This window comes from Halopseudomonas litoralis (assembly GCF_900105005.1).
GTDB classification, from domain to species: Bacteria; Pseudomonadota; Gammaproteobacteria; order Pseudomonadales; family Pseudomonadaceae; genus Halopseudomonas; species Halopseudomonas litoralis.
Map to the genome: position 1 here is coordinate 3862284 of NZ_LT629748.1, position 12100 is coordinate 3874383.

9 protein-coding genes and 1 pseudogene are annotated in these 12100 nt (G+C 56.4%); 3 read left to right on the forward strand and 7 right to left on the reverse strand.

Annotation, left to right across the window (positions count from 1 at the left end; translation table 11 throughout):
* Positions 1 to 16 precede the first annotated feature (16 nt).
* Both BLU11_RS18570 and BLU11_RS18575 read right to left on the reverse strand, forming a co-directional pair.
* Positions 17 to 1507 carry an NCS1 family nucleobase:cation symporter-1 gene (locus BLU11_RS18570; RefSeq protein WP_090275921.1) on the reverse strand — a complete coding sequence of 497 codons (1491 nt, stop codon included), beginning with the start codon at positions 1505 to 1507 and terminating at the stop codon, positions 17 to 19.
* A gap of 516 nt (positions 1508 to 2023) precedes the next feature.
* Complete coding sequence (locus BLU11_RS18575; RefSeq protein ID WP_090275924.1) at positions 2024 to 2941, reverse strand: LysR family transcriptional regulator; 918 nt, start codon at positions 2939 to 2941, stop codon at positions 2024 to 2026.
* 151 nt (positions 2942 to 3092) lie between these two features.
* Between BLU11_RS18575 and BLU11_RS18580 the strand changes: the two genes are divergently transcribed.
* Positions 3093 to 4436 carry an aspartate aminotransferase family protein gene (locus BLU11_RS18580; protein ID WP_090275926.1) on the forward strand — a complete coding sequence of 448 codons (1344 nt, stop codon included), beginning with the start codon at positions 3093 to 3095 and terminating at the stop codon, positions 4434 to 4436.
* 37 nt (positions 4437 to 4473) lie between these two features.
* Positions 4474 to 5964 carry a CoA-acylating methylmalonate-semialdehyde dehydrogenase gene (locus BLU11_RS18585; protein ID WP_090275928.1) on the forward strand — a complete coding sequence of 497 codons (1491 nt, stop codon included), beginning with the start codon at positions 4474 to 4476 and terminating at the stop codon, positions 5962 to 5964.
* A gap of 64 nt (positions 5965 to 6028) precedes the next feature.
* Here the strand turns inward: BLU11_RS18585 and alr are convergent, their stop codons facing one another.
* The 3 genes and pseudogenes from alr to BLU11_RS18600 all read right to left on the reverse strand — a co-directional run.
* The gene (gene alr, locus BLU11_RS18590) at positions 6029 to 7099 is read right to left on the reverse strand and encodes an alanine racemase (RefSeq protein WP_090275931.1); all 1071 of its coding nucleotides are present in this window, start codon (positions 7097 to 7099) and stop codon (positions 6029 to 6031) included.
* Positions 7100 to 7122: 23 nt separating this feature from the next.
* Positions 7123 to 7479, reverse strand: coding sequence for a RidA family protein (locus BLU11_RS18595; protein ID WP_090275933.1), 357 nt, complete (start codon positions 7477 to 7479; stop codon positions 7123 to 7125).
* Positions 7469 to 8756, reverse strand: a pseudogene (locus BLU11_RS18600) (D-amino acid dehydrogenase); the annotation flags it as partial. The gene BLU11_RS18595 and the pseudogene BLU11_RS18600, both read right to left, overlap by 11 nt.
* Positions 8757 to 8832: 76 nt before the next feature.
* Here BLU11_RS18600 and BLU11_RS18605 point away from each other — a divergent pair.
* Positions 8833 to 9714, forward strand: a complete 882-nt coding sequence (locus tag BLU11_RS18605; RefSeq protein ID WP_197674226.1) for a TetR family transcriptional regulator C-terminal domain-containing protein — start codon at positions 8833 to 8835, stop codon at positions 9712 to 9714.
* A gap of 64 nt (positions 9715 to 9778) precedes the next feature.
* Here BLU11_RS18605 and BLU11_RS18610 read toward each other — a convergent pair whose 3' ends face one another.
* Both BLU11_RS18610 and BLU11_RS18615 read right to left on the reverse strand, forming a co-directional pair.
* Positions 9779 to 11011, reverse strand: coding sequence for a Zn-dependent hydrolase (locus tag BLU11_RS18610; protein WP_090275937.1), 1233 nt, complete (start codon positions 11009 to 11011; stop codon positions 9779 to 9781).
* 69 nt (positions 11012 to 11080) lie between these two features.
* Positions 11081 to 12085 (reverse strand): TIGR03842 family LLM class F420-dependent oxidoreductase, encoded by a 1005-nt coding sequence (locus BLU11_RS18615; RefSeq protein WP_090275939.1) that lies wholly within the window; start codon positions 12083 to 12085, stop codon positions 11081 to 11083.
* Positions 12086 to 12100: the final 15 nt, after the last annotated feature.

Here is a 12100-nt window from a genome sequence, read left to right on the forward strand (position 1 = left end):
CGATAGGTAACCCAGTTCATGCTGGTTTCAAGCTGTTGCGCATGAGGATCAGATAGATGCCAGCGGCGATCAGCAGACCGACAAACCAGGCATAGGTATAGATTTCCTTGAATATGGCGGGCACGGTATCGATAGCACCGGCGACATGCAGGAAGCCCGGCAGATTGGGCAGAATACCGACCACGAGCGCGATCAGGGCTGCCGGATTCCAGCCATTGCGATAACTGTATTGGCCGTTGTTGCGAAACAGCGCGTGGTGATCCAGCTTGGTTTTGCGGATCACGAAGTAGTCCGCGACCATGATGCCGGCAACGGGGCCGAGCAGGGCTGAATAACCAATCAGCCATGTGAAAATATAAGCGCTGGTCGATTCCAGCAGCTTCCACGGCATGATCGCAATACCGATACCTGCGGTCAGATAACCACCCATCTTGAAGGAAATCTTGCTGGGACTGAGATTGGAGAAACCGTTGGCAGGGGCGACAACATTGGCGGCCAGGTTGGTGGTCAGGGTAGCCAGGATCAGGGCGATCAACGAGATTACGACTGCAGCACCGCCCATCTGGCTGGTCAGCTCCACCGGGTCCCAGATGGCTCTGCCATAGATCACTACTGTTGCCGAGGTAACGGCTACGCCGATAAAGGCGAAGAGCGCCATGGGCAAGGGGAGGCCCAGCGTCTGGCCGATGAATTGATCTTTCTGGCTACGGGCAAAACGGGTGAAATCGGGAATATTGAGCGCCAGCGTCGCCCAATAACCTACCATAGCCGTCAGTCCGGGCCAGAACACTGCCCAGAACTGGCCTTCACGGGCGCCGCCGGCAACGAATTGTGAGGGGGTCGAGAGCATTTGACCGAAACCGCCCGCCTTGAAGTAAGCCCAGCCCAGCAAGGCCAGGCCCATGGCGATCAGGAAAGGTGCGGCGTAGGTCTCCAGCCAACGGATGGATTCAGTGCCATAAGCGATAAAGACGACATGCAGGGCCCAGAACAGCAGAAAGCAGACCAACTGGCCCGGATCGATCCCGAGAAAACCGATGACGCTCCCGGAGATGGCATTGTCGGTCATGATGTTGACGATGATATAAATCGCCGAGCCGCCTACCCAGGTCTGGATACCAAACCAGCCGCAGGCAACCAGTCCGCGCAGCATCGCCGGCAGTTTGGCGCCCGCTGTGCCGAAAGAAGAGCGCAGCAGCACCGGAAAGGGAATACCGTGCTTGGTACCCGCATGACCAATGGCGATCATGGGCACCAGCACAATGAGGTTGCCGAGCAGAACAGTTAAGACCCCTTGCCACCAGGACATACCTTCGGCTACCAGTCCGGCGGCCATCATGTACGTCGGAACACAGACAACCATGCCAACCCACAGGCCAGAGATACTTTGCCAGGTCCAGGTTTTATCTTCTTCTCTGGCGGGGGCCAGATCTTCATTCCACAAGTCGGCGCTTGGATCACCGTTCAGAGAGATATCGTACTGAAGTGAATCAGTTTGAGTGTGCATTGCATTGTGCCCTCTAATCTATTGTTTTTATTTGGCACGCCTATGTTCGGCGTTTACAGGGTGTTGCTGGGTGAAGCCCATTGAATGCATATGGAAGATGAATAGCGGTAATAAGCGCTATGCCAAATCGCCAGTATGAAGCTAGTCGAGGAACTGTACTGTCAGGTTTGACTTGTTTAAATAGGATGGTCTGGGAATGGTATGGAAGAATACCCAGTAAGATGGTTGCACATTATTTTCATCCTCTTATCAGTGCTCGCTAATCGAGATGTTTCAAATCGAATGTCAGTACAACGAATGGTGCCCGGTTCCAATAATGACTCAGCATCAATTGGAATGCTTTCACGGTAAGTTCATCGCTTTCTTATAAATTTAAGACGATGGAAATGTCCCGTGTTTAATGACTGTTGTTTGCAAACCTACAAGCAAGTTTTGGGACGGTCAAGGATTATTTTTCCAATCGGTCAAAATGCGCTGCCATTAGTAGCCAGGATTTTTCTTGCGCCAGCCGGGCAGCTATTTCACCAGCCGATCGAGCTCTTCCAGATAGCTCTCAAGCACCAGATTAGGCGGGGCGCCCTTGCGGGTGATAGCACCGTAATGGGTGATATATCGGTTAGCCAGTGAGTCGATTGCCCGCATCGCTTGGTCGCGGACCCAGCGGTCGGCGTAGTGGGTGGGAAGATAACCGATATAGCGGCCAGTCAGGATCAGAAAGGCAATCCCTTCGCGGTCCGTTGCTGATGCAGCGGCCTTGAGTGGCTCCTGCAGTGCCTTGATTTCCGGTGTTTGGGCGTAGGCCGGCAGGACCGCATCCCAGCCACTGAGCGCCACTGGCTCCGAAGCCGGATGTTGATACAGCGGATGAGTTGAGCTGCAATACAGCTGCGAGGCCTCTTCGTACAGCGGTCGATAATGCAGCCCGGGCAGGGACTTCAGCGCAGGGATGATACCCACGTGCAAACGGCCATCCAGCACGCCCAATTCAATATCGTTGGGTGGAATCATGCGGATGTTGATGCGCACATCGGGCCCGCGATCCTTCAGCGCGCCCAGTGCCTGTGTGATCAGCATCTGCGGCATGGTAACCAGGCTATCGGTGATACCGATGTTGAGCTCGCCCTTCAACTGAGCATGCAGGCTGTTCACATGGGTGCGGAAGCCTTCGATGGCGGCCAGCATCTGCAGGGTGGCCTGATATACCTCGCCGCCTTCCTGAGTCAGGGAAAAACCACTGCGGCCCCGCTGACAGAGCCGCAGGGCCAAGCGTCCTTCCAGTTCATTCATGGCGATACTGATTGCCGCTCGGCTGATATTCAGCTCTACCTCAGCTGCGGAGAAGCCACCGCATTCGACCACCTTGCGAAAGATCCGCAGCAAGCGCAGGTCGGCATCACTGATTTGACCGGGCAATGCCAGCTTACGTGTTTTCATCTTGTTTTTCCTGGTTAACCGATGCCTAGCAGGATAGCGGAGGAGACAAGTTAAGTTAAGTAAACGGTAACCTGAAGGTAAGTAAGTTTGGGTTTTACTTTAACTCGGTACTGACGAGACTGGCTCTACCGATAACAAGAGGGGTGGTGTTATGTCTGATCTCAATACCCAGCGCCCTGCCGGACTGACCCCCGAGCAGCTTGATGCTTACTGGCTTCCCTATTCTGCCAACCGCCAGTTCAAATCCGATCCACGCCTCATCGTGGGGGCGGAGGGCAGTTATTACATCGATGCTGATGGCCGTAAGATATTTGACGGTCTATCTGGTCTCTGGTGTTGCGGGGCGGGGCATAACCGCCCGGAAATTGCCGAAGCGGTTGCCAAACAATTGCGTGAGCTGGATTACGCTCCGGCTTTCCAATTTGGTCATCCCAAAGCCTTCGAGCTGGCCGAGCGCATTACCCAGCTGACGCCGAAAGGCCTCGACCACGTGTTTTATACCAACTCTGGATCTGATGCCGCGGACACCTCGCTGAAAATCGCCCGCGCCTATTGGCGCAAGAAGGGCAAGCCGACCAAAACCAAGCTCATAGGTCGCGCCAAAGGCTATCACGGCGTCAACTTCGGCGGCATCAGCCTGGGCGGTATCGGGGCTAACCGGATGCTGTTCGGGCAGGGGATCGATGCCGACCATCTGTCGCACACCTTGCTCAAGGAAAACCTCTTCAGTCGCGGCATGCCCGAGCGTGGTGTCGAACGTGCCGAGGATCTGCTGGAGCTGATTGCCCTGCATGACGCCTCGAATATTGCCGCCGTCATTGTTGAGCCCATGGCCGGTTCAGCCGGTGTATTGCCGCCGCCGGTAGGTTATCTGCAACGCCTGCGCGAGATCTGTGACCAGCACGAGATTCTGCTGATTTTCGATGAGGTCATCACCGGCTTCGGGCGCATGGGCTCCAACACCGGCGCGGAAGAGTTCGGCGTTACCCCGGACATGATGAACGTTGCCAAGCAGCTCACCAACGGTGCTGTGCCGATGGGCGCGGTGATCGTGCAGCGCGAAATCTATCAGACCTTCATGGAGCAGGGCGGCCCCGACTACGCGATCGAATTGCCGCATGGTTATACCTACTCCGGTCACCCGGTAGCTTGTGCTGCGGCATTGGCCTCACTGGATATTCTGCAGAATGACCGCCTGGTTGATCGGGTCAGGGAAATGAGCCCGATATTCGAGAACGCCCTGCATGGTCTCAAGGGGACCCGCTACGTAACGGATATCCGCAACTACGGGATGGCGGGCGCCTTGCAGATCGAGAGTCGCCCCGGTGAGCCGGCGCGCCGTCCTTATGAAATTGCCATGAAGTGCTGGGAAAAAGGCTTCTACGTGCGTTATGGCGGCGACACCATTCAATTGGGCATGCCCTTCATCGTTGAGCGTGAAGAGATCGACAACGTCATCAACGCTATCGGCGATGCCATCAACGAACTTGACTGATTAGTACCGCTAACAATACAGGCAGAGAGAACAGACGATGAAGACGATCGGACACTTGATCAACGGCACCATTGATACCCAGTCCAGCCGTACCCAGGATGTTTTCAATCCATCCACGGGTGAGGTATCAAAGAAATTGGCAGTGGCGAGCAAGCCCACCGTCGAGGCAGCCATCGCCGCTGCCCAGGCCGCTTATCCCGCCTGGCGTAACACGCCACCCCTCAAACGCGCCAAGGTCATGTTCCGCTTCAAGGAACTGCTGGAACGTAATGCCGACGAAATCTGTCGCCTGATTGGGGAAGAGCACGGCAAGATCGCCCATGACGCCATGGGTGAACTGCAACGGGGTATTGAGAACGTCGAATATGCCTGCGGCGCTCCCGAGCTGTTGAAAGGCGAATTCAGCAAGAATGCAGGACCGGCGATCGACTCCTGGAGCGAGTTCCAGCCGCTGGGTGTGGTGGCGGGCATCACGCCATTCAACTTCCCGGCCATGGTACCGCTGTGGATGTACCCCATGGCGATCGTCTGCGGTAATACCTTTGTACTCAAACCGTCCGAACGCAACCCGTCGGCGGTGCTGTTCATTGCCGAGCTGCTGCACGAAGCCGGCCTGCCGCCAGGCGTGCTGAACGTGGTCAATGGTGATAAGGAAGCGGTGGACGTGCTGCTGTCGGATGCGCGCGTCCAGGCGGTCAGCTTCGTTGGCTCGACGCCCATTGCCGAATATATCTACACCACGGCGAGCGCCCACGGCAAACGCTGTCAGGCGCTGGGTGGCGCGAAGAACCACGCCATCGTGATGCCGGATGCGGATATGGACAACGCGGTATCCGCCCTGGTGGGCGCTGCCTTCGGTTCATCAGGTGAGCGTTGCATGGCGCTGTCGGTTGCCGTGGCGGTAGGGGACGAGGCGGCTGATTCACTGATCAGTAAAATGACCGAGCAGATGAAAAGCCTGAAAGTGGGTGCTTTCTCTGATAAGAGCAACGATTTTGGTCCGCTCATTACCCGTGCGCACCAGGAAAAGGTCACCGGTTATATCAGCAGTGCCGAACAGCAGGGTGCCACGCTGGTGGTCGATGGTCGTCAGCCGGCCGTGGCCGGCTACGACAAGGGATTCTATGTGGGTGGCACGCTGATCGATAACGTGACCGCTGAAATGACCTGCTATAAGGAAGAGATCTTTGGGCCGGTGTTGCTGGTCATGCGCGTCAACAGCATGGAGGAGGCCATGCAACTGATCAATGATCACGAGTACGGCAATGGCACCTGCATCTTTACCCGTGACGGTGAGGCGGCGCGTTATTTCAGTGACAACATCATGGTGGGTATGGTCGGCATCAACGTACCGCTGCCGGTGCCGGTGGCTTATCACAGCTTCGGTGGCTGGAAGCGCTCGCTGTTCGGTGACCTGCATGCCTACGGTCCGGATGCGGTGCGTTTCTACACCAAACGCAAAACCATTACCCAGCGCTGGCCATCAGCCGGGGTGCGGGAAGGCGCTCAGTTCTCCTTCCCTTCCTGAGGGGGCGGCAACAAAAAGCCGGATCATGATGATCCGGCTTTTTTATGTTCAGCGAGGAGAGCGCTCAACCAAGATAATGCCGCGGCACCCGATTCAGATTGCAGAACAACTGGTAAGCGATGGTGTCCGCCCAATCGGCGACCTCGTTGGCCGGCAAACCATCACCCCACAGCTGTACAGCGCTGCCCAGGCCGCATGCGGGCAGGTCGGTGAGATCGACTGTCAGCATATCCATGGACACCCGACCGATCAGCGCCGCACGCTGACCATCCACCAGAACGGGCGTACCGCTTTTTGCATGCCGGGGATATCCATCGGCATAGCCCATGGCGACCACCCCAATCCGGGTGGGACGTTTGGCAATGAATTGCGCGCCGTAACCGACTGGCTCACCGCTGGCAACGTCGTGCACGGCAATAATCCGCGAATTCAGATGCATCACCGGTTTCAGCCTTGCGGCGCTTTTCTGAGCGAAGTTGAAGGGCGAGGCGCCGTACAACATGATGCCTGGTCGTAGCCAATCCCCATGGGCCTGTGGCCAGGCCAGGGCGCCGGGAGAATTACACAGGCTTGATGGGCCATCCAGATGGGCAGTGGTTTCATTGAAGCACAGCAGTTGATGCTGGGTCGTGTCGCAGTCCGGTTCGTCGGCGCGGGAGAAATGGGTCATCTTTACCAGGCTGGCCACTTTGCTACTCGCTTGCAGTGCTTTCCATATTCCTACATATTCTTCAGGCTTGAAGCCCACCCGGTGCATGCCGGTGTCCAGTTTCAGCCAGACATGCAATGGACGCTCGATGTCGATCTCAGCCAGGTCGCGCAGCTGACCATGATGATGAATGACCACCCACAGATCATATTGCTGGATCAGTATCAGCTCCGCTGCGTCAAACCATCCTTCCAGCAATAGAATCGGTTGTTGAATACCGGCATTGCGCAGTAATAATGCTTCTTCTATACAGGCGACGGCAAAGCCATCCGCGGATGCACAAAGCGCTTGAGCGCAACGAACGGCGCCATGGCCGTAAGCATTGGCTTTTATGACCGCCAACGCTTTGTTTCCCGAAAGTTGCTTGGCCAACTGGTAGTTATGACGCAGAGCGCCAAGATCGATCAATGCATGGGCTGGACGCATAGTCTTATTCCAGAATATCGGTGTTAAACAGCGGCGGTCATGGCGATTTCCACCAGAATATTGGGCTCGACCTGTTTGGCTTCCAGGATGGCGCGAATGGGCGCTGTCCCTTCTGGCAGCCATTGGCCCCATATCCGGTCCATGGTCTCCAGGTCAGTCTTGAGGTTCTTCAGGTAAATGGTCGCGGACAACAGCCTGGTTTTATCGCTGCCGGCTTCCGTCAGGAGTGTCTCGATCGCTGCCAGGGTATTACCGGCCTGCACGCTTAGATCGTTGCCGAGCGGGCTGGTATCGGCAAATCTGCCCGTCAGATAAACCCTGTCCTGATGCATCAGGACCTGACTCATCAGGACATTGGTATAGGAAGATTGGATGTTCATGCATGCGCTCCTTATTTTTATTTTGCGTAACGCTCTATCTCGAAACCGTCCATGCTGATAGCCATCTTGCTGCCGGCAATCCTGTCCACCAAGAGTTGGCTTGAGCCACAGGCCATGGTCCAGCCCAAGGTGCCATGACCGGTGTTGAAGAACAGATTGCTCAACTTGCTGGCGCCGATGATCGGTGTGCCATCAGGTGTCATGGGGCGATAGCCGGTCCAGAAGTCCAACTCCTGCGCCTGGCCGCCCAGCGGGAACAGGTCGTTGATCACCATCTTCAGCGTGGCCCGGCGCTTTTCCCGAAGCTCGGTATCAAAGCCGGCCAGTTCTGCCATGCCGCCCACACGAATACGATCGGCCAAACGGGTAATGGCTACTTTGTAGGTTTCATCCATTATCGTTGACACCGGAGCCATCGAAGGGTCGGCAACCGGGATGGTCAGCGAATAGCCTTTGACCGGATAAATAGGCAGGCTGATACCCAGAGGCTTTACCAGCTGTGGTGAATAACTGCCCAGCGCCAGCACATAGTGATCCGCTGTCAGGACCTCGCCGTCGGCCAGGCTGACGCCCTGTATCCGGTTGTCATTTGCCTGCATGCTGCTGATCGTACGGTTGAACAGAAACTTGACCCCCAGCTCGGCACATTTGGCTGCGAGTTGGGTGGTGAACATATAACAGTCGCCGGTTTCATCATTGGGCAGGCGCAAACCGCCGACGAACTTATCCTTGCTGGGAGCCAGACCGGGCTCATGCTGAATGCAGCCGGCTCGGTCGAGTAACTGATAAGGCACGCCGCAGCGCTCCAGCACCGCGATATCCTTGGCCGCGGCATCGAGCTGCTTCTGGGTGCGGAACAGCTGCAAGGTACCCAGCTCGCGATGTTCATAATTCACGCCACTGTCGGCGCGCAGTTGCATCAGACAGTCGCGGCTATACTCGGCCAGGCGCATCATGCGTTCTTTATTAACGGCATAGCGGCCTTCGGTACAGTTGGACAGCATCTGCATCATCCAGCGATATTGCTGCGGGTCGGCAGTAGGGCGGATGGCCAAAGGCGCATGCTCGGACAGCAGCCACTTGATGGCTTTGAGAGGAACGCCGGGGGCCGCCCAGGGAGCGGAGTAACCAGGTGAAATCATGCCGGCATTGCCGAAGCTGGTTTCCAGGCCCGGGCCCGGTTGGCGATCGAGCACTGTCACTTCATAGCCCGCCTTAGCCAGATACCAGGCGCTGGTTATACCAAGTACGCCACTACCAAGAATCAGTACTTTCATTATTATCCTCCCGGGCGCAACCCGGCGCGCGGTTGTTAGTTGTTGTTTTTCTAGTTGGCTTGCGGGGCATCCGCTGTTGTTTCTTGTTGTTAAATTCGCCTATAGGCTTTTTGCTGATATTGGTATACGACAATATTTACAAGTGCATCCTCGGGCCGGGGTCGCTAGTTGCCAGAGGGCTCAAGGTGTATACTCGCGCCCCTTACGAACCCGCAGTGCCGGTAGCAATGCTGCTTGCCAGCCATATGGCCCGCGACCGCAACCAAGAGGTATCTCCTTGGATCGAACCCCCTTCCATTTGACTGAAAGCGCCCCTGCAAATGACGACGCGGCCAAGCCCCGCAAGCGCTCAAGCGCCCGCAAAGCCCAGGAAGCCCGCATTCTGGACGCTGCCGAAACGCTATTCGCGCAATATGGCTACAACGGTGCATCTATCGAAGCGATTGCCGAGCAAGCCGGGTTGTCCAAACAGAACATGCTTTATTATTTTCCTTCCAAGGAAAACCTGTATCGCCATGTGCTGAAAAACGTACTTGATCTCTGGGTCGAAAAAATGACCCTGTTCGAACAGGCTGGTGATGATCCAGCCAGCAAATTGCGCAGCTATATCCTGGGCAAACTGGAACTGTCACAATTACGGCCCAATGGTTCCAAGATATTTGCCAATGAGATCATCAACGGCGCGCCTTATATCAAAGACTATCTACTGCAAAAGCTGTTGCCCAAACTTGATGCCGATATTGCTTTGGTCAAAGAATGGATTGCCAATGGCTTGATGGATCCCATTGATCCTCACCACCTGTTCTTTTCCATCTGGGCTGCAACTCAGACCTATGCTGACTTTTCTACCCAGATTGCCTTGGTGTTGCGTAAAGACAGTCTGGATACCGGCGACTTTGACGCGGCAGGCGCGTTTCTTACCCACACCATCCTCAAAGGCACAGGGCTTACCAAATAGCCCGCGGCAGTTGCCTGAAAGAGCATGACTATCTGCTCTTTCAGGGTGCTGGCGCCCAGTCGATTCAGCTATTGGCGCGTGCCACGACCGCCTGGAAAAGCACGTTGCAGCCGGCGGCCAGATCTTCCGGCGTCGCATTTTCCGCTTCGTTATGGCTGATGCCGTTCTCGCAAGGCACAAAGACCATGGCCGTTGGTGCGACGCGGGAGATATAGCAGGCGTCATGCCCGGCACCGCTGACTATATCCCGGTGGCTATAGCCGAAATCCGTTGCCGCCTGGCGGACCAGGGCAACACAGTCGGCGTCAAAGGGGACGGGCGGGGAGTACCAGATCTGCTCGAAGGCCATTTCCAATCCCAATTCCGTAGAAACGGAATCGGCTGTTTCACGCAGCGCCTGATCCATTTTTGCTAGGGCTTCGGCATCGGGGTGGCGGAAATCCACGGTAAAGAACACTTGCCCGGGAATCACGTTGCGTGAGTTGGGGAACACCTGCAGCAGACCAACGGTAGCGCAGGCATTGGGTTGATGAGCGAGGCCGATTTTATTGACCTGATCAATCAACCGGGCGGCGCCGACCAAGGCATCCCGCCGCCGGCTCATTGGCGTAGGGCCAGCATGGGACTCTTGCCCGGTCAGGGTGATTTCATACCAGCGCTGGCCTTGTGCGTCAGTGACTACGCCAATCTGTTTTTTCTCGTCTTCGAGGATTGGACCCTGCTCGATATGCGCCTCAAAGAATGCCTTGAATGGGCGCCCACCGACATCGTCGGGGCCGTTATAGCCGATACGCGCCAGCTCTTCACCCATGGTCTTGCCATCCAGGTCAGCGCGGCTCAAACCATAATCCAGTTCAAACACACCGGCAAACACGCCGGATGCCACCATCGCCGGTGGAAAGCGCGAGCCTTCCTCGTTGGTCCAGACCGAGGCTTCAATAGGCGCCTGGGTGTCCATGCCCTGATCATTCAAGGTGCGAATGACTTCCAGGCCGGCCAGTACGCCGTAGATCCCGTCGAACTTGCCGCCGGTAGGCTGGGTATCCAGGTGGCTACCCATCACCACGGGCGGCAGCGAATCATCCAGTCCGGCGCGGCGAGCGAAGATATTGCCCATCTTGTCCACGCGGATGGTGCAGCCCGCGTCTTTGCACCATTGCACGAACAGGTCACGGCCCTGCTTGTCCAGATCGGTCAGGGCCAGCCGACAGACGCCGCCTTTTTCGGTACCGCCAATCTCGCCCATATCCATCAAGCTTTGCCACAGCCGTTGCTGGTTGATCATGGTTTTCTGCATTGTGAATGCCTCATTCGATCATTATTGTTTTTACCCCTGGACACCGGCGGCGACGCCGCCGGTATCAGCTCAGGTGCGGAACTTGGGAATGATGTGTTCGCCATACTGGGCGATGATGTTTTCCTCATCGCCATTATCCAGATAGATATTGAACTGCGTGGCGCCGGCGGCCTTGAGCTCATTGAGCTTGCTGACATGCTGTTCGGCTTCACCCAGCACACAGAAGCTTTCTACGATGTCCGGGGTGATGAAGTCCAGATAGGGGTTATCGCTCTGGCCATGCTTGGAGTAGTCATAGCCCTTACGCTTTTCGATATAGTCGGTCAGGCTGGCGGGGACGGTACCGCTGTCGCTGCCGTACTTTTCAACGATGTCGGCAACGTGGTTGCCGACCATGGCCGGGAACCATTTAGTGGCTTCGATGCACTCGTCCCGGCTACCGAAATAGGCCGGGGCGGCGACGATCACCTTGTAATTGTCCATGTCACGACCGGCTTCCTTGCCAGCGCTGATGCTCTGCTCAGCCAGCCATTTGACAATGCTCGGTTCGCCGATCTGCAGAATGACACCATCGCCCACTTCCCCTGCGGTTTTCAGGGCCATGGGACCATAGGCGCCGATATGCACGGGCAGTTCGTAGCCATCGGCCCAGGGGAATTTAACCGGCTCAGGGCACTCACCATAAAGTACCTCTTCACCCCGGATCATGGCTTTTACCTTGGTGGTGAATTCAGCCACCCGCGCCAGCGAGGCAGGTTTCTTGCCCATCACCCGGACCGAACTGTCGCCGCGGCCCAGGCCGATATCGAAGCGCCCGCCGCTTTGCTTGGCCAGACTGCCGAACAGGCTGGCGGCCAGCGACCAATCACGGGCGTTGGGGTTGGTGACGCACGGTGCAAAGCGCATCTTCTTGGTGTGCTCCATACACATGGCAATCGCGGGATAACATTCGCGCCACAGAATATGCGAGTCATAGAACCAGCAATAAGCGAAACCAGCTTCTTCAGCCTGTATGACCAAGCTGCGGGCCCGTTCGGGGCTGACAAAACCTTTAAAGCAGATACCGAATTCCATTGTTATTCTCCTATG

Coding starts and splice junctions, on each gene's coding strand:
- BLU11_RS18570 (WP_090275921.1), bottom strand. CDS start 1,507: ATGCACACTCAAACTGATTCACTTCAGTACGATATCTCTCTGAACGGT.
- BLU11_RS18575 (WP_090275924.1), bottom strand. CDS start 2,941: ATGAAAACACGTAAGCTGGCATTGCCCGGTCAAATCAGTGATGCCGAC.
- BLU11_RS18580 (WP_090275926.1), top strand. CDS start 3,093: ATGTCTGATCTCAATACCCAGCGCCCTGCCGGACTGACCCCCGAGCAG.
- BLU11_RS18585 (WP_090275928.1), top strand. CDS start 4,474: ATGAAGACGATCGGACACTTGATCAACGGCACCATTGATACCCAGTCC.
- alr (WP_090275931.1), bottom strand. CDS start 7,099: ATGCGTCCAGCCCATGCATTGATCGATCTTGGCGCTCTGCGTCATAAC.
- BLU11_RS18595 (WP_090275933.1), bottom strand. CDS start 7,479: ATGAACATCCAATCTTCCTATACCAATGTCCTGATGAGTCAGGTCCTG.
- BLU11_RS18610 (WP_090275937.1), bottom strand. CDS start 11,011: ATGCAGAAAACCATGATCAACCAGCAACGGCTGTGGCAAAGCTTGATG.
- BLU11_RS18615 (WP_090275939.1), bottom strand. CDS start 12,085: ATGGAATTCGGTATCTGCTTTAAAGGTTTTGTCAGCCCCGAACGGGCC.